Source organism: Comamonas sp. MYb21 (assembly GCF_037479395.1).
Classification (GTDB): Bacteria; Pseudomonadota; Gammaproteobacteria; order Burkholderiales; family Burkholderiaceae_C; genus Comamonas.
Genome location: NZ_JBBGZC010000010.1, coordinates 216,069 through 232,290, shown reverse-complemented (window position 1 = coordinate 232,290; position 16,222 = coordinate 216,069). Strand labels below are relative to the sequence as shown.

Genomic DNA, 16,222 nt, shown 5'->3' with positions numbered 1-16,222 from the left:
TAAAAATTGGAGCGACTAACAATGATCATTATTGGAATTGACCCAGGTTTGACCGGCGCGATCGCCGTCACCGACCACAACGGCGTGCGTGTGGTGTTCGACTTGCCCACCATGGCTGCACCGGGTGCCGGCCCCAAGGCGCTGGTCAAGCGCAAGATCGACGGCCGCGCGCTGTGCCAGCTGCTGCTCAAGCACTGCCCGGCAGAAGATGGCCTGCCCACCGTCGTGCTCGAGCAAGTGGGCACCATGGGCGGTGCCAACAATGCTGTGCAGACGCAAGGCAGCCTGCTGCGCTCGCTGGGCGCCATTGAATCAGTGCTGGAGTGCTTGAAATACAAGGTGCGGTACGTTGCGCCGCGTCAGTGGAAGAAGGATTTGGGCGTGGGCAAGGAAAAGGGCGAGTCGCTCGCGCTGGCCCGCACCAAGCACCCAGAAGCTGCCGCGTCGCTGGCCCGCGCCAAAGACCACAACCGCGCTGAGAGCGTGCTGCTGGCCCACTGGGGCCGCCAGGAGCTGGCATGACCCGCCTCGTGATCACCAAAGGCCTGGACGGCAAGCTCTGCGGCTCCGACGCTGCTGGGCACCGGGCCTATGCCAGGTTCAAGAACGCGGTGAACAGCCTCAAGCCCGGCGAAACCTTGGGCTTCCAGTTCTGGCTGCCACGTTCGCCCGAGCATCACCGGTTCTTCTTCCTGAGGATCAACCGTCTGCTGGACCGCACCGAGGCCTTCGACGATGCCAGCAAGCTGCGCGCCTGGCTCCTTATGGGCGCCGGCCACTGCGATTTCGTGCCAGGCCTGGACGGCAAGCCCAACGCTGTGCCCAAGAGCATGGATTTCGAGAGCATGGACGAAGCAGCCTTCTGTGAGCTGCAGCGCGACATTGACCAGTTCCTGTGGACTGAGCACGCCCAGCTGGTCCTGTGGCCAGCGCAGAGCGTCCAGCAGCGCTGGAACAGCATGGAATCGTTTTTTGGGGAGTTCCGCCAATGACCCACAGCAATGGCCGCCCCCTTGGGCAGCGCTTCCGCGAAGTGCTGGATATCGTCGGCAAGCTCGGTTCCTGCACCTGCTCGGAGATCACCGCGCGCATGACGGGAGAGATCGAGCCGCGCCACACCTGGACCTACTGCACGCGGGCCGTGAGCTTGGGCCTCATGAGCGTCGATCGCAGCCGAAGGCCCGTCAAGTACCAGCTGGCCGATGGCAGCCAGACCATGCTGGAGGCCATGGCCAGCACTGACAAACCCGTCAAAGGGGAGCCACCAGCACCTCTGAGCGCGGCAGATACGGTGGCGCTGGCCCTGCGCACGCAGCCCAACTGCGTGTTTGCACTGGCACAGGGAGGGTGCGGAGCATGCTGAACCGCCTCAACGCCAATGAGCGCGACCACTTGGCCAGGGTCAAGGAACTGCCCTGCAGCGTCTGCGACGAGCCGGGACCCAGCGATGCCCACCACGTAAAGCAGGGGAGCCAGTACACGACCGTGGCCCTTTGCAAGGACTGCCATCAGGGCAGCCGAAACGGGTGGCATGGCCAGCGCGCAATGTGGCGGATCAAGAAGATGGACGAGGTCGATGCCCTCAATGTGACCGTGCGCCGGCTGATGGACGGCTGAAAAAAGGAAAGCCACCCGAAGGTGGCGTTTCCCGGTCTGAGACCTGAGCAAACTCAGTTTACCGGGAAATGATGATGAATACTACCGTTAGCACCAACTCCACAGGTCAGATTATCTGGGACTGCATTGTCTCGCTGCGCGAAGCTGGTCAGGCGATCAGTCGTCAGCGGTTGATGGAGCTCACAGACTTCCCCTACACCAAGGTCGACGACCACGTCAGCCGCTGGATCGAAGAAGGGCGCATGCGGCGCCTGGTCGATGGCGTCTATGAAGTGGTGGACCCCCTGCCCGAGCCCCGGGCCATCTCCGTGACCGACCTGCACAACAACATGGTGCTGATCGAGATCGGGGACCAGGAACTGCGCCTCTTCACCCCAGAGGTGCGGGCCCTGGCCCGCCAGCTGGGGGGGTTTGCCCTGCAGTATTCGCAGCTGCAGACGCAGAACGATGTGGCGGCGCTGCTCGTGGAAGCCACGGTGCGCAACCGGGCGCTGGCCGATCGGCTGTCTGATCTGGAACGGACCCAACTTTCACTGGAGCGTGAACTGAAAGATGCTAGAGGCGCTGCTCAGCTTCAACTCCTAGGGTAAATGGAAACATTGCCGGAACTTTCTCGCCCTCAGCAAGCTGCCTACTTATCACATCTCTCTTGCTCCCGTTAACGATCGCAATACAACCGTGCCTTGTGCCGTGAATTGTGGAAATTTGGAGGGCATAAGCTTGAATATTAGCGAAATTACATTCTTTCCTCAGATCTCTATCAAGTCTTATTAACACCGTACTGTTGGGCTTAACTGACTCTTGATAATATCGTTGAAATGTTCTCGGTGCTGAATGCATATCTAAATAGATGTCAAGTCTCCACTCCTTCACCGACGTATACGTGTGACCTACGTTATGAATCCCTATGTCCATAAGATCGTAAATACATCGAGTACCAGAATTCACGACCTCTTCGTATTCGCCATGAAGCCCAAAAACGAAAATCGATGGTAGAAATTGTTTTTTCGTCAACTCATTCGAAATTCGTGCAGCATCAGCCGCTCCTTCTGCTGCGTCCGCAGACTCGTAAGCCGCCATCAATGCACCAATTGCGCCTGCTCCGGCCATCAGACCGGAAAATAAGTCGCCGCCCCTGACATCAAACTGAATCGCAAAACCTGTTGCTATCGCAAGAGCGAGTAAGCCGAGCATCAATGCGACTTGACTGCGCCGATAAGTCCGGCCGGGGCTAGTAAATTTTTTGGTTGGCATATATGTGTTTTGTGGTGCCCCCGCCTAGGGGTGGTGCGAATGGAGTGTACTGGTAATGATCTGGGGTAATGACAACGCCCAAGCAACACCCTGCAGCAGATCGACCCTCAGTTTGCCCCCCGGAATCAGCGGGCAAACCTCCAGCGCTGGATCCCGCCAAGATCGCGGCGCTGCGGGAGGAACTCATCAAGAACCGCCAAGTGCCGCATGGCGTAGAAAAGGACTTGGTTGATCAATTCATCTACCTTCACGAGTGCGGGTACTCCGATGACCTGATTCCTCTGACCCCTGAATGCGTCCTGGTACGAGAGCAGGCATTCAAGTACGGGCGGGCTGACATCGTTGTGTACCACTCGGACGGCAGCGCAAGCGTCATCGAGGCAAAGGATGGGACCAAGGGCTACACCCACGTTGTGGCTGGAATCGGCCAGGCCACTCTATACGCTGTCCAGCTGGGCATGTCCAAATGCGCTGTGAAGCGTGTGCGGCGCTGCTTGCTGTGGTCGAGCACTGGCAACCACTTCTTGGACGCCATCATTGACATCGCCTGCGAACAGGCTGGCGTCATCTCGCTGCCTATGGCCAGCATGGTGGTGATGCAGGCCACCACAGCTGCTGTTGGGCGGCTATTGGCGGAGGCGCGTGATGGGGGCGCGTAAACGCATCGACTACGACCGCATCGAAGCGGGCTGGCGGGCTGGCATCCAGAGCCCTCGCCAGCTTGCAGCGGCCTACACAGAAGAGACCGGTGAGAAGGTTTCGCACGCAGCCATCATCAAGCATTTTGGTGATCGCGGCATTCCTCGTGACCTCTCCGCGAAGATTCAGGCCAAGTCCGATGCGATGGTTACGGCTGCCATGGTTACGGGCAAGGTTACGCCAGACACCAAGATCCCCGAAAAGCGCATTGTTGAAGAGGGCGCGACGAAGGTGACGGAGGTCCGCCTGGGCCAGCGCCGCGACATTCAGCGGGCCCGCAGTCTGTGTCTGTCCCTGCTGGAGGAGCTTGAGCGCCAGACCACGCGACCCGAACTCTTCGAGGAAATCGAGCAGGCCCTGGCCGAGCGCCCGGCCGGCGAACAGCTGAGCAGCGCGGCACGCGCCAAGCTACAGGACGGAATGAACCGGGCCATGAGCTTGGCTGGCCGCTCCAGCACCATGCGCTCTCTGGCTGAATCCCTGCGCCTGCTGATAGGGTTGGAGCGCCAAGCCTGGGGCATCAAGGATGATGCAGAGGGTAGTGACATGCCGGGCCAGTTGGGTGGGCGCGAGCTGACCGATGCAGAGCGTGCCGTGCGCATGGCCAGAATGCTGGCCGCCAACCCCGGCGCCTTGGCTGCCATCTCTGGAGGCGCGGCCTCATGAGCAAGGCTCCATCCACCGCTGAAATGCTGGAGATGGTGAAGGCCATGCCTGCCGACCTCAAACGGGAGCTGGACAAGCTGCTACTGGCCGACGGTGCACCGATCTGGGTGCCGCAGGATGGTCCCCAGCTGAGCGCCTACAACTCGCCAGCGGACATCGTCTTCTACGGCGGCTCGGCCGGCGGCGGCAAGACCGATCTGCTGCTGGGCCTATCGCTTACCTCCCAAGAGCACAGCATCATCTTCCGGCGCGAAGCCGTGCAGCTGGTGGGTATCGAAGAACGCATGGCCAAGATCATCGGCACCCGCAAGGGCTACAACAGCCAAGACGGTGTCTGGCGTCTGCCTGGCAAGCGGATCCTGGAGCTGGGCAGCGTGAAGGATGCGGGAGACTGGATCAAGTACCAGGGCCGGCCGCATGATGCCAAGCTGTTCGACGAGATCTGCCACTTTACGGAGATGCAGTTCCGCACGCTCATCGGTTGGCTGCGCACCGACAACCCCAAGGTGCGCCAGCGCGTGGTGTGCGCGGGCAACCCACCCACTGAGCCGGAAGGCGAGTGGGTGAAGCGCTTCTGGGCACCATGGCTTGACCCCAACCACGGCAACCCTGCCAAGCCTGGAGAGCTGCGCTGGTACTACACCAACGAAAAGGGCGAGGACCAGGAGACCGACGGGCCTGAGCCAGTGATGATGGGTGGCGAGCTGGTCAAGCCCCAGAGCCGCACATTCATTCCATCGAGCGTGGATGACAACCTGTTCCTGGCCGCCACTGGCTACAAGGCCAAGCTGCAGGCGCTGCCCGAGCCCTTGCGCTCCCAGATGCTGCGCGGGGATTTCAACGCCGGCGCGGCTGACCCTGCCTGGCAGCTGATCCCGACCGAATGGGTGAAGGCAGCGCAGGCCCGCTGGAAGCCCAGGGATGCCAAGGGCCAAATGACCGCTCTCGGCTTCGACCCCGCGCGCGGCGGCATCGACAAGTCCAGCGCTGCCCCGCGCTATGGCAACTGGTTCGATCACCTGGTGACCGTGCCGGGCATTGTTACCAATGATGGCCCCAAGGCCGCCGGCTTTGTGGTGCCCCTGGTGCGCAATGGCGCGTGCATCTGCGTGGACGGCATTGGCATCGGCTCGAGCGCGCTGGACTTCCTGGTGGGGCTCAACCTGCTGGTGCTGTCCGTTGTTGGCTCCGCCTCGAGCGAGCTCATGGACAAGGCCGGGCAGCTGCGCTTCCGCAACAAGCGCGCCGAGATGTACTGGCGCATGCGTGAAGCCCTGGACCCACTGAACCCAGATCCCGTGGCCCTGCCGCCTGATCCAGAGCTGGCCGCCGACCTGTGCGCCGTTCGCTACAAGGTGGTGACCATGGGCCAGAAGGCCGCCATTCAGGTGCGCAGCAAGGACGAGATTCGCGAGGCGCTGGGCCGCAGCCCCGACAAGGGTGACTGCGTGGCCATGACCTTTGTCTCCAACATCCCCACCCCCAAGCAGGCGAAGAAGGAACGGTCCTGGCGTGATCGCCTGGGCATCAGCCAGCGCAAACGAGGATCGGCTCAGGCCGCATGAACACCATGGCACAAGACAACGACAAGGCGCGAGAGAACTGGGCCCGCTACCTCTACGGCAAGGACCGTGGCCACACCCAATTCATGGAGCATGCCAACCGGTGCGAGGGCATGTACCTGGGCGGCGGTGAGCAGTGGAGCGCAGTGGACCGCGCTGTGCTGCAGGAGCAGGGCCGGCCATGCTACGAGTTCAATGAGGTGCAGCCGTCGATCAATTCGGCCGTGGGCTACCAGATCCACAACCGCATGGACATCGTCTACAAGCCGCGCGGCGGTCAGTCAGATCTGGATCGGGCCACGATCCTGACCAAGCTGGTCAAGCAGGTGACGGATTCGACAAACCTGCACTGGATGGAGACGCAGGTGTTCAGCGACGGCCTGATCGCACAGCGGGGCTACTTTGACCTGCGCATGGACTTCGAGAACAACATCCTGGGCGAGGTGGCCATCGACACACTGGACCCCCTGGATGTGATTCCGGATCCAGACGCCAAGAGCTACGACCCTGACGATTGGGCCGATGTGCTGGTGACCCGTTGGCTGACGCTGGACGAGATTGAACAGCGCTACGGGAAGGCCGCGCGCACCGAGGCGGAATCGAGCAACGACGATGGGCCGGACTTCGGCGACTTCGATGACGAGGCAGAGCGCGGCAAGTTCGGCATGTTCAGCCAAGCCAGTCTATATGACGCCTACCGCACTGACGAACAAGGCTTCAAGCGCTACCGCGTGATTGAGCGGCAGCAGTTTGTCTACGAGCTCACGCCGTGCCTGGTGCACCCCAGCACTGGTGATGTGCTCGTGGAGGCCACCATGGCGGAGGATTCGAAAGCCGACGCACTGGCCAAAGGCGCGGTGCGTGCAAAGCGTATGCGCAAGCGCATTCGCTGGATCGTGAGTACTTGGTGCCGCACGCTGCACGATGACTACAGTCCCTACGACCACTTCACGCCTGTCCCGTATTTCGCCTACTTCCGACGCGGCAAAACGCGCGGCATGGTGGATAGCGCCATTGGGCCGCAAGAAGTCTTGAACAAAGCGGTGAGCCAGTTCATCCACATCCTCAACAGCTCGGCCAATGGCGGCTGGATGGTGGAGGAGGGGTCGCTTTCCAATATGGAGACCGAGGAACTGGAGAATGTCGGCGCGCAGACGGGCCTGGTCATTGAGTACAAGAAGGACAGCAAGCCTCCCACGAAGATCGGGCCCAACCAGGTGCCCACCGGCATTGATCGCATCATCGACCGCGCAGACAAGGCGCTCAAGGATGTGACGGTGCCCGACGCGATGCGTGGCAGCCAAGGGCCTGAGATCTCTGGCATCGCCATCCAGTCCAAGCAGTTCGCCAGCCAGCAGCAACTGGCGGTGCCACTCGACAACCTGGCCTACACCCGGCACCTGCTGGCCACTCGGATCACCAAGCTGATCCAGCGCTACTACGACAGCTACCGCATCTTCCGCATCACGGAGATGGATCCTCTGAGCGGCAAGCCAACGGACGAAGTGTTGGAGATCAACAAGTTTGACCCTGCGACTGGTGATTACATCAACGATGTGACCGTGGGCACCTATGACGTGGTGATTTCCGAGCAGCCAATGCAGGTCACCTTCGAGAACAGCCAGTTCCAGCAGGTGATCGAGATGCGCAACGCAGGCATCCGCTTGCCTGATGCCACGGTGATCCGCTACTCCAACCTGGCCGACAAGGCCGATATTTTGGAAGCTATGAATTCGAACCAGGCCCCCGTCGATCCAACGCTGCAGGCAAAGGCAGAGCTGATGGCTGCTCAAGCGATGAAGGCCCAGGCGGATGCCCGTCTGTCGGACAACAAGGCCATTGGCACGAACGTCGAGACGCAATACAGCGCTGTCCAGACGGCGCAGATCATCGAGATGACACCTGGCACCGCTACCACTGCTGATGGACTGCTGGGCTCAGCTGGCTACGTGGACCACGACGCGGCGCCTATCGTGCCCGCTGCATCTGGCGTGCCGGGACTGACCGATTCAGCCGGCGGTGTCGCAGCGGCGATGTCTGAACCTGTGCTACCTCCAGGCGCCGCCCAGAACTCGAACCCCGTGCTTCCCGCAAATCCTGCTGTCGGAATGATGGCTGGCATCAAAACCCCTGGGCCTGACGGCCTGCAACCTTGAAGGAGCCGATATGGCGAAGAAAGATATTGCCGTGGCCAGTTCTGAGCGCGACTGGCAAGCAGAAGACGACATGCGCACCCTGGCGCGCGCTGAGGAGATCCGCAAGGACCCGGCCCGGCTGAAGGCTGCGCTCGGCAAGGCCAAGGAAAAGATGGCCGAGCTGGGTGCCCTGCAGGCGCTCCAGAGCGGCAGCAAGAACTGAGCACCCATTTACATAGACCACTGAGAGGACTGAACCATGAACGTGTTGCTGTTGAAACTGATGAAGCGCCTGAACGAAGCCGGTGACGGTGGCTCTGACGCAGGCGGCACTGGCGCCGCTCCTGCTCCTGCGCCTGCACCTGCTGAAGACCGTGGCGACGTTGTCGATCCTGAGCTGAACGCCAGCACCCTGGCCAGCCTGGTCGGCCAAGATGCTGAGGGCGAAGGTGCAGAGGCTGGTGAAGCGGGTGGCGAAGGCGGCGAGGGCGCCGGCGAAGGCCAGGAAGCAGAAGGTGCTGGCGAGGGCGGCCAAGGCGGCCGATCCGCTGGCATCCCTCCCGCCCGCTTCAATGAAGTGAACGAGCGCCGCAAGCAGGCCGAGAAGGACCTGGCCGAAGCTCAGGCAGAGATTGAGCGCTTGCGCCAGGGCGTTGGCCAAGCGCCCAGCCCAGCCCCTGCACCTGCTGCAGGAGCACCAGCAGCACCAGCAGCTGCGCCGGCAGCACCCTTCGACGAAGATGCCCAGGAGCAGGCCTATGTGAGCGCCTTGATCGACGGCGACCACAAGCGAGCCGCCGACATCCGCAAGGGCATCAACGCGCACCTGCGTGATGAAGCCACCAAGGCGGCAATCCTGCGTGCCGACGAGCAGCGCCAGGCTGATCACCAGCAGGCCGTGGGCCGCGCGCTGGCGGCTGAGACGGCACTTACTGTCGAGAAGTACCCGTACTTGGACACGCCAGAAGGCGCCGAGGCAGTGGAGCTGATCGTGGCAGCGCGCGACGCCAAGATCGCCAAGGGCATGCCTGCGCACGAAGCTCTGCGAGCGGCTGTGGCCGCAATCGCACCCCGGTTCACTCCTGCCACCGCTGTCGCCGCTGCCGCCGCTGCAGCGCCTACCCCGGGTAAGGATTCTGCTTCTGCAGCAGCTCCGGCAGACTCTCGTACATCCGCTGCAATTGCTCGCGGTGCTGCAGCCTCAGTGGCTCAGCCCCCAGCACTGAACGGCGGTGTAGGTGATCGAGCCAATGCAGGCAGGGTCAATGTGGCGCAGATGACGGACGAGCAGTTCGAAAACCTGTCACCCGCTGAGATCAAGAAGCTGCGCGGCGACTGATAACCAAACCCCAGCAGGCGCTCACCCGGCCTGCTGGTTCAAACAGGGTGCACCTCGTCTGCTGGCCGACGTAAAAGGCCTGGCCCCTTGGCAGCCCATGCCATGCACTTCGCAATAGGGCGGCGCATGTCCCGAACAAGTAACCACTTATTTGGAGCATGCAATGCAGACGAATTTCGCAGGGCTGACGCCCGTTCAAAAGCTGGTCTGGTCGCGCGACGTTTGGCGCGCCGCCCGCGACCAGATGTTCCTCAAGCGCTTTATGGGCACCACCCAGGGCTCGATGGTGCAGGTGATCAAGGAGCTGACCAAGACAGAGAAGGGCGAGCAGGCCATCTTCCAACTGGTCGCCGACCTGGTCGAAGACGGTGTGATCGGCGACAACGAGCGCGAAGGCAACGAAGAAGCCATGCAGTCGCACAGCCAGATCATCAGCCTGGACCTGATGACCCATGGTGTGCGCAACAAGGGCAAGCTGTCTGACCAGAAGACGGTCATCAACTTCCGCGAGACAGGCCGCGACAACCTGGCCTACTGGCTGGCTGATCGCTGCGACCAGCTGGCATTCCTGACCATGTCTGGTATCAGCTACGCCTACAAGCCCAACGGCGCGCTGCGCGTGGGTTCGCCATTCCCATCGCTGTCCTTCGCCGCCGATGTGCGTGCGCCGAGCGCCAAGCGCTCCCTGATGTACGACGGCGCCAGCCTGCAGGCGTCCAACACTGCGGCCATCACGCCAGCGTTCCTGCCTTCGTACAAGATGATCGTGGACCTGATCGCCTACGCCAAGGAGCACTATGTGCGCCCTCTGACCGATGGCGGCAAGCAGTACTTTGTGCTGCTGGTGGCCCCCGGCACGCTGGCGGCTCTGAAGAAGGACCCCGATTACCAGCGCGCGGTGGTGGCGGTGGCCACGAAGGCGGGCACGGATTCGCCATGGTTCAGCGGCGCGACTGTGACTGTGGACGGAGCCGTGATCCACGAGCACAACAAGGTCTACAACACCAAGGGTGCAGCAGCTGGCTCCAAGTGGGGCGCCGACGGCAACGTCAACGGCACCCGCACGCTGCTGTGCGGTGCACAAGCCATGGCCATGTGCGACCTGGGCGCGCCGGACTGGGTTGAAAAGCTCTTCCAGTACGACAGCCAGCAGGGTATCAACGTGGACAAGATGATCGGCTTCCTCAAGCCGCAGTTCCACTCGATCTACGACGACAGTGTCGAAGACTTCGGCATTGTGGCGGTCGACCACTACCTGCAGTAAGCAGCCTCCAGGGCAGGGCCAGCGTGCCCTGCCATCCCTTTTCCCTTGTTGTTGATAGGAGCTGATCATGTCGATCAAGAAGAACGCCGGCCGCCAGGAACTGATTGTGGCCACCATGCTGATCGCCTTTGGCGATCCCAAAGCTTACGGCACCGCAGAAGCTGCCATTGACCTGCCCGGCAATGCCGTGCCCGTGGGCGGTGATGTGACAGTCATCACGCCCTGGAACAGCGCCACCACGGCGACTCTGAAGCTGGGCGATGCGGCCGACGATGACCGCTACACCGCAACACCCATCGACTTGAAGACTGCTGGCCGCACTGCGCTGACCATCACAGGTTTCAAGACGCCTGCTGCCCAAGCCATCAATGCGCTGCTCGCCCAGACGGGCGCGGCTGCCACCGCTGGCCTGGCGCGGGTGACTGTGCACTACTACGTGGAAGGCCGGTCGGCTTTCACTCAAGGCTGAGTTTGTCTCAGTGGTCGGGCCGTTAAGGCCTTTCACCCGGCAGCGTCAAACCTGCCGGGTCTTTTGAAAGATGAATCACCATGCTCAAATTTCGCTCACCCACCCCAGAGCCTATGCACATCGGGCTGACCAGTGGCCACACCACGGTCATCTCGACCGAAGGTAACGAAATCCCTGCAATCTTCCATCGCGAAGCCATTGCCCGTGGCGCGATCATCGTCACCGGACAAGCTGATGAAGCAGGTGCAGTAGCCCAGCCCACCGCCGGCGGCACCGCTCCAGTCGACACGGCCAACCGCTCCCATCTGATCAAGCAGGCGCTGCAGGCCATGCTCGATGGCGGCGAAGAAGGCGACTTCACTGCTGAAGGCAAGCCCAACCTGACCAAGCTCAAAGCTCGCCTGGGCTTCGCAATCACTCGCGAAGAAGTCGAAGCAGAGTGGCTGGTGGTCTCCGCCGGCGACTAAGGCAGCACCATGAATGTCGACGATTTCACGACAGCATTCCGGAAAGCGGTACAAGACGCTGCGGATCCCCCGTTCTGGTCTACGGAAGAAATCGTCGGCTATCTCAACGAAGCGGTCCAGGAGGCTTGCGAACGCGCCAAGCTCATTGAGGATCGCTTCACCGCTGCTGTATGCACGCTGACGCTGTCCATCGGCCAAGACACATATCCACTCCATCCCTCTGTGCTGGAGATCAAGCGGGCTACGTTCAACGGGCGTGCGATCCACGAAACAAGCGTGGAGGCTGAGGATGCGCTGAATTGCAATTGGGAGCAGCGCTCCGGCCATCCGCGCGACTTCATATTCGAGCAGGCCAGCGGGGCACGGCCTCCGCAGCTGCGAGTTCTGCCAAAGCCTTCTGTGCCAGGCACAATCTCACTTACCGTTTATCGTGGTGCCCTTCGGCCTGTGAATCCATGTTCTCGGAGTGACTCGCCGGAGCTGCCTGCCCGGTATCACACAAGGCTGCTGCACTGGATGATGTACCGCGCGCACCTGAAGCAGGATGCCGACACTTTCGATGCAGTGAAGGCCGCAGAGCATCTGACACTTTTTGAGTTGGCATTTGGCAAGCGTCCGGATGCCAATGTGCAGCGCAAGCAGCGAGACCGGCGGCCGCCAATTGTCCGGAGCCACTGGTAAAGCCACCCGCTAGGGTTTGGCTGGAGGCCTTTGCGCTGGGAGACTTGCACCAGTCTCAAGTGAAAGGCCCATCAATGGCAACCGTTGACCCCACACAGCGTGGACGTGCACAAGATCTGCTCAGCCAATTACCTGGTGCAGCGCCTGCGGCTCAGCCGCCCGCCGCCAATTCGTTCGGTGACGCAGCGGCAGTCCAAAGCAATCCCAGCGTGCAAGCGCGACCATCGGCAGCACTGGCTACCGGACCTCTTTCGCGTGTTGCCGCGTCAATTCAGACGCCTGCGCAGTCTTTGAGCGTTGCTCCAGCCCCCCAATCTGCCATGGGCATGATGTCCAGCATCACCCGCGATGGCAATTCCTACAGTGGCGGGAACGTGGGTGGCAATGTAGCTATCAATGGCGCGAGCGCAGGGGGAGGTTATCTAGGGGCAAGTTCGCCACCCATGCCACAAGCGCAGACGCAGTTGACTCGGCCGCAGGTGAATCCCATGGCAACGCTGCCTGCAGCCCTGAATACCCCGCAGACTGCAACACCTCAAGTCTCCAACAGCACCAATGACTTTTCAGCGCGCAAGCAGCTGGAGAACCTGGCCACCTCTGCCAGCAGCATCACCAATTCCGCCAAATGGGGAGGCTGGCAGCGCGGGGAAGTGCCCCCGGCAGTTGCCGCCTATCATCAGGCCTTGGGAACTGACGCGGCATTGCAGCAGGCCCAGCCGCGCCTTGACCAAGCTGGCCTGCAAGGCAATGTCGACCTGCAGCAAACAGGCATGCGGGAGCAGGGAGCCGATGCGCGTTCCCGGCTTTCCAGCATGACAGACCTCAGTCAGGCCCAGCTGGCCGGCCAAGATGCCATGGCGCGCACGCAGGTGCAAGAAACTGGTGCAAATCAGCGCTCCCTGCTGCAGACGCTGGGAGGCATTCAAGAAGCCGAGTTGCGAGCCACGGCTGCCAAGGCGGCGCCAACAGGTTACCGCACGCTGCCCAATGGCAATTTGCAGGCCATTCCCGGCGGCCCGGCAGATCCTGCCGCAAGCAAAGAGGGTCTGCAGCAGAACAAGGACACGCAGGATGTGTTCTCGATCTTGGACCAAGCCCGCCCCCTGATGGACACTGCCACCGGCAGTTACGCCGGCGCGGCCGCAGACCAGGTGGCGCGCGCATTTGGCGTATCCACTGAGGGTGCACAGTCGGCGGCCCAACTCAAGGCCCTCCAAGGCGCGTTGGTGTCGAAGATGCCCAAGATGTCCGGACCACAGTCCGACAAGGATGTGCTGCTCTACCGCGAGATGGCCGGCCAGATCGGCGATCCCACCATTCCAGTTGATCAGCGCAAGGCGGCCATGAAGACGGTCGAGGACCTGAACATGAAATACCTGCCGGTGGCAAATGACGCTGCCGCATACCAAGCCCTTGCTTCTGGCTCTTACTACAAGACGGCAGACGGCTCGGTGCGGAGGAAGCAGTAATGGCAAATCCTTGGGATAACGACGAGATCATCCGTCCTGCACCTTCTCTGCCGGCCGTTTCCGCCGCGCCGGCGCCTTCTGCTGCACCAACTGCACCTGCCTATGAGCCTCAAGCCTCTCAAGCCCAGCCGGATAGAGCGCCACAAGCGCAAGCAGCTGCAACGCCAAGCGCGCCGGCGACAGCGCCTGCTGCAAATCCCTGGGACAACGATGTTGTGATTCGGCCCGCGCCAGGTGCACAGGCTGCAGCGCCTGCTGCTGCATCAGCGCCAGTGGCGCCCGCGGGTGAGGCATCCTATGTCGATAAAGCGGTGCGCGGCATCGGGCTGGGCACTCGCAGCTTGGCGCAGGGCCTGGCCAGCGTCCCGGCGATGGTGACGGACAACCTGATCGCCAGGCCGCTGAATGCTGTTGCAGACGCTGTGATGGGTGAGGGTAACGGCCCGCGCCTGCAGATGCTCAAGGAGGCCACGGGCAACCTGGCCACCCAAGTCGGGCTGCCACAGCCGGAGACTGCCAGCGAGCGAGTTGCCCAAGACATCGTGGAGGGTGGCGCAGGAGCTGCTGCAGGTGTAGGGGTTGGCGGCGTGCTCGCGCGCGCAGCATCTCCCATCGTCTCTGCAGTGGGCCAGGGCCTGGCAGAGGGTGTTCGCACCCAGATTGCCAGCGGCGCGGCTGCCGGTGCTGGATCGGGCGCTGCTCGCGAGGGTGGCGGCGGCGAGGGCGCTCAGCTGGCCGCAGGCCTTGCCGCTGGACTGTCGCCCACTGTGGGCGCCTTCGCTGGTAAAGCTGCCATTCGCGGCGCCGTGCGCGGCGGTGAAGCTGGCCGCCAGCAGATGGCCGACAACATCAAGACTTTCGAGGAGTCGGCCGGAATTACGCCGACTTTGGGCCAGGCCACGCAGTCTCGGGCCATCCAAGCCACTGAGACGGCGCTGGCCAACGTGCCCGGCAGCTCTGGCTTCATGGCGCGCCGAGGCGAGCAGCAGGCAAATGCCCTGCAGGCTGCCGTCGACGACATCACGCAGAAGCTCTCGCCCAATGCCAACGGCTGGGGCGCGGGTGAGGCCATTGCCAAGGGCGTGGACACGTTCAAGAACAACGTGAAAACCGTGCAGAAGAACCTGTATGACAAGCTGGACGAGCACATCCCTGCAAACACCATGATCTCGTCGGATAGGACGCGGGCCGCACTGGAGGATCTGAACGCCGGCATCGATGGCGCCCCTGCGCTTTCCGAGTGGTTCAAGAATGCACGCATCCAAGGCATTGAGGGAGGCCTGCGCAGAGACACCACTGATCTTGCGGCCATCCTCTCCCGTCCGGGGGTGCGAGATCAGGCCAATGAGCTGCGCGGCCGGCTGCAGGCCCAGGCCGCGCGCGTTGAGGCCGAAAATGCCGAGCGGTCGCTTCTGGGCATGAACAATCTGCAGCCTGTGATGACGCCGGAGCAGATCGAAGCGCGTGTCCAGGGCATGCTCACCAGCAAAGTGGACGGTCAGCTTCCCTATGAGTCGCTGAAGAAGCTGCGCACGCTGGTCGGCCAGGAGATCAGCGAGGGCGGATTGACGGCCGATGTACCCCGCAGCAAATGGCGCGCTCTGTACGCTGCGCTCAGCGATGACCTGGGCACTGCCGCAGAAGCCGCTGGTCCGGCAGCACAGCAGGCATGGAGTCGGGCCAACCAGTACACCAAGGCCAGCATCCAGCGCCTGGAGCAACTGGAGTCCGTGGTGAACCGTGATGCGCCTGAGAAGATCTTCAAGGCTGCCACCAGCGGCTTGTCGGATGGCGGGACCCAGATCAACCGCATCATGAAGTCCATGCCTATCGAGAACCGCCGCGAGGTGGCCGCCGCTGTGCTGCAACGCCTCGGCCGCGCGCGGAACTCGTCTCAGGACGAAATGGGAGCCGCGTTTAGCCCTGAATCCTTCCTGACCAACCTGGCCGCGATGTCTGCGCCGGCGCGCACCGCGCTCTTCGCCAATGCCGGCTTCCCTGGCCTTCGCCAGAAAGTAGAGCAGATGGGGCGCATGGCCTCGCTACGGCGCGAAGGGGCTCAGGTGTTCTCGAATCCCAGCGGGACGGCGCGCCAAACAGGCCTTATTGGCGGGCTGACAGGGGTCATGACGGCTATCGCAACAGGAAATGTCCCCATGTTGACAGGCATGCTGGCCGTCCCTGCAGCTTCTCGGGTGGCAGCGGGAATCGTCGCAGATCCTCGCAACACTCGCTGGCTCGCTGAGAGTACGAGACTCAACGCCGCCACCCCTGCCGCCGCCATCAATGTCGCGAACCAGGCCACGCAAACCGAGCAGCCGATTTACCGTAATCGCCTGAAGGCCGGTGCGGAAGCGCGGAAGCTCGGGATGCAGGTGGTGGATGTGCCGGGCGGGTGGAGATTGGCGCCGCGTTAAGTGACTGGGTGCTCAGCCAGGCACGACTGCATGATGGCGTGGGCCGCAACGTCGTTCTGCGCAGCTGGTGCCTTGTCCAGGATGCAGGTGGCGTAGTTCGCAGCCATGGCCGGCCCCGCTACAACTACTGCAGCACCCACACACAGCCGGCGCGCCATACGCACGAGGGACTGGCGCAAAGCA

At 62.3% G+C, this 16,222-nt stretch carries 18 protein-coding genes; 17 read left to right on the top strand and 1 reads right to left on the bottom strand.

Annotation, left to right across the window (positions count from 1 at the left end):
- Window positions 1-21 precede the first annotated feature (21 nt).
- From WH367_RS16460 to WH367_RS16440, 5 genes are all read left to right on the top strand, one after another.
- A complete protein-coding gene (locus WH367_RS16460) occupies window positions 22-522 on the top strand; it encodes a hypothetical protein (protein ID WP_339536924.1) in 501 nt (166 codons plus the stop codon).
- Window positions 519-992 carry a DUF1367 family protein gene (locus WH367_RS16455; protein ID WP_339536923.1) on the top strand — a complete coding sequence of 158 codons (474 nt, stop codon included), beginning with the start codon at window positions 519-521 and terminating at the stop codon, window positions 990-992. Before WH367_RS16460 ends, WH367_RS16455 begins: the two co-directional genes overlap by 4 nt.
- On the top strand, window positions 989-1,363 hold the full coding sequence (locus WH367_RS16450) for a hypothetical protein (protein WP_339536922.1): 375 nt from the start codon (window positions 989-991) through the stop codon (window positions 1,361-1,363). Before WH367_RS16455 ends, WH367_RS16450 begins: the two co-directional genes overlap by 4 nt.
- Window positions 1,357-1,617, top strand: coding sequence for a hypothetical protein (locus WH367_RS16445; protein WP_339536921.1), 261 nt, complete (start codon window positions 1,357-1,359; stop codon window positions 1,615-1,617). Before WH367_RS16450 ends, WH367_RS16445 begins: the two co-directional genes overlap by 7 nt.
- A 74-nt stretch (window positions 1,618-1,691) precedes the next feature.
- On the top strand, window positions 1,692-2,207 hold the full coding sequence (locus WH367_RS16440; RefSeq protein WP_339536920.1) for a hypothetical protein: 516 nt from the start codon (window positions 1,692-1,694) through the stop codon (window positions 2,205-2,207).
- On the opposite strand, the gene WH367_RS16435 is transcribed toward WH367_RS16440, so the two are convergent.
- Entirely contained in the window at window positions 2,173-2,871 is a 699-nt protein-coding gene (locus WH367_RS16435) for a hypothetical protein (protein WP_339536919.1), read from the bottom strand. The genes WH367_RS16440 and WH367_RS16435 overlap by 35 nt on opposite strands.
- 68 nt (window positions 2,872-2,939) lie before the next feature.
- Between WH367_RS16435 and WH367_RS16430 the strand changes: the two genes are divergently transcribed.
- The 12 genes from WH367_RS16430 to WH367_RS16375 all read left to right on the top strand — a co-directional run bounded on the left by WH367_RS16430 (window position 2,940) and on the right by WH367_RS16375 (window position 16,039).
- Entirely contained in the window at window positions 2,940-3,530 is a 591-nt protein-coding gene (locus WH367_RS16430) for a hypothetical protein (RefSeq protein ID WP_339536918.1), read from the top strand.
- Complete coding sequence (locus WH367_RS16425) at window positions 3,517-4,236, top strand: hypothetical protein (protein WP_339536917.1); 720 nt, start codon at window positions 3,517-3,519, stop codon at window positions 4,234-4,236. Before WH367_RS16430 ends, WH367_RS16425 begins: the two co-directional genes overlap by 14 nt.
- Window positions 4,233-5,801: a terminase gene (locus tag WH367_RS16420; protein ID WP_339536916.1), complete on the top strand. Its 1,569-nt coding sequence runs from the start codon at window positions 4,233-4,235 to the stop codon at window positions 5,799-5,801. Before WH367_RS16425 ends, WH367_RS16420 begins: the two co-directional genes overlap by 4 nt.
- Window positions 5,802-5,806: 5 nt before the next feature.
- The gene (locus tag WH367_RS16415) at window positions 5,807-7,954 is read left to right on the top strand and encodes a portal protein (protein WP_339536915.1); all 2,148 of its coding nucleotides are present in this window, start codon (window positions 5,807-5,809) and stop codon (window positions 7,952-7,954) included.
- A gap of 10 nt (window positions 7,955-7,964) precedes the next feature.
- Window positions 7,965-8,156, top strand: coding sequence for a hypothetical protein (locus WH367_RS16410; RefSeq protein ID WP_260719451.1), 192 nt, complete (start codon window positions 7,965-7,967; stop codon window positions 8,154-8,156).
- Window positions 8,157-8,192: 36 nt separating this feature from the next.
- Window positions 8,193-9,272 carry a hypothetical protein gene (locus tag WH367_RS16405; RefSeq protein ID WP_339536914.1) on the top strand — a complete coding sequence of 360 codons (1,080 nt, stop codon included), beginning with the start codon at window positions 8,193-8,195 and terminating at the stop codon, window positions 9,270-9,272.
- Window positions 9,273-9,435: 163 nt separating this feature from the next.
- On the top strand, window positions 9,436-10,536 hold the full coding sequence (locus WH367_RS16400; protein WP_339536913.1) for a N4-gp56 family major capsid protein: 1,101 nt from the start codon (window positions 9,436-9,438) through the stop codon (window positions 10,534-10,536).
- Between the two features lie 67 nt (window positions 10,537-10,603).
- On the top strand, window positions 10,604-11,005 hold the full coding sequence (locus tag WH367_RS16395; RefSeq protein WP_260719454.1) for a hypothetical protein: 402 nt from the start codon (window positions 10,604-10,606) through the stop codon (window positions 11,003-11,005).
- Between the two features lie 80 nt (window positions 11,006-11,085).
- Window positions 11,086-11,472, top strand: a complete 387-nt coding sequence (locus WH367_RS16390; protein ID WP_339536912.1) for a hypothetical protein — start codon at window positions 11,086-11,088, stop codon at window positions 11,470-11,472.
- Between the two features lie 9 nt (window positions 11,473-11,481).
- Complete coding sequence (locus tag WH367_RS16385; RefSeq protein ID WP_339536911.1) at window positions 11,482-12,153, top strand: phage adaptor protein; 672 nt, start codon at window positions 11,482-11,484, stop codon at window positions 12,151-12,153.
- 488 nt (window positions 12,154-12,641) lie between these two features.
- On the top strand, window positions 12,642-13,622 hold the full coding sequence (locus WH367_RS16380) for a hypothetical protein (protein ID WP_339536910.1): 981 nt from the start codon (window positions 12,642-12,644) through the stop codon (window positions 13,620-13,622).
- On the top strand, window positions 13,622-16,039 hold the full coding sequence (locus tag WH367_RS16375; protein ID WP_339536909.1) for a hypothetical protein: 2,418 nt from the start codon (window positions 13,622-13,624) through the stop codon (window positions 16,037-16,039). Before WH367_RS16380 ends, WH367_RS16375 begins: the two co-directional genes overlap by 1 nt.
- Window positions 16,040-16,222: the final 183 nt, after the last annotated feature.

Bases quoted from the DNA above. Each gene is read 5' to 3' on its own strand.
- WH367_RS16460 (WP_339536924.1), top strand. From the start codon at position 22: ATGATCATTATTGGAATTGACCCAGGTTTGACCGGCGCGATCGCCGTC.
- WH367_RS16455 (WP_339536923.1), top strand. From the start codon at position 519: ATGACCCGCCTCGTGATCACCAAAGGCCTGGACGGCAAGCTCTGCGGC.
- WH367_RS16450 (WP_339536922.1), top strand. From the start codon at position 989: ATGACCCACAGCAATGGCCGCCCCCTTGGGCAGCGCTTCCGCGAAGTG.
- WH367_RS16445 (WP_339536921.1), top strand. From the start codon at position 1,357: ATGCTGAACCGCCTCAACGCCAATGAGCGCGACCACTTGGCCAGGGTC.
- WH367_RS16440 (WP_339536920.1), top strand. From the start codon at position 1,692: ATGAATACTACCGTTAGCACCAACTCCACAGGTCAGATTATCTGGGAC.
- WH367_RS16435 (WP_339536919.1), bottom strand. From the start codon at position 2,871: ATGCCAACCAAAAAATTTACTAGCCCCGGCCGGACTTATCGGCGCAGT.
- WH367_RS16430 (WP_339536918.1), top strand. From the start codon at position 2,940: ATGACAACGCCCAAGCAACACCCTGCAGCAGATCGACCCTCAGTTTGC.
- WH367_RS16425 (WP_339536917.1), top strand. From the start codon at position 3,517: ATGGGGGCGCGTAAACGCATCGACTACGACCGCATCGAAGCGGGCTGG.
- WH367_RS16420 (WP_339536916.1), top strand. From the start codon at position 4,233: ATGAGCAAGGCTCCATCCACCGCTGAAATGCTGGAGATGGTGAAGGCC.
- WH367_RS16415 (WP_339536915.1), top strand. From the start codon at position 5,807: ATGGCACAAGACAACGACAAGGCGCGAGAGAACTGGGCCCGCTACCTC.
- WH367_RS16410 (WP_260719451.1), top strand. From the start codon at position 7,965: ATGGCGAAGAAAGATATTGCCGTGGCCAGTTCTGAGCGCGACTGGCAA.
- WH367_RS16405 (WP_339536914.1), top strand. From the start codon at position 8,193: ATGAACGTGTTGCTGTTGAAACTGATGAAGCGCCTGAACGAAGCCGGT.
- WH367_RS16400 (WP_339536913.1), top strand. From the start codon at position 9,436: ATGCAGACGAATTTCGCAGGGCTGACGCCCGTTCAAAAGCTGGTCTGG.
- WH367_RS16395 (WP_260719454.1), top strand. From the start codon at position 10,604: ATGTCGATCAAGAAGAACGCCGGCCGCCAGGAACTGATTGTGGCCACC.
- WH367_RS16390 (WP_339536912.1), top strand. From the start codon at position 11,086: ATGCTCAAATTTCGCTCACCCACCCCAGAGCCTATGCACATCGGGCTG.
- WH367_RS16385 (WP_339536911.1), top strand. From the start codon at position 11,482: ATGAATGTCGACGATTTCACGACAGCATTCCGGAAAGCGGTACAAGAC.
- WH367_RS16380 (WP_339536910.1), top strand. From the start codon at position 12,642: ATGGCAACGCTGCCTGCAGCCCTGAATACCCCGCAGACTGCAACACCT.
- WH367_RS16375 (WP_339536909.1), top strand. From the start codon at position 13,622: ATGGCAAATCCTTGGGATAACGACGAGATCATCCGTCCTGCACCTTCT.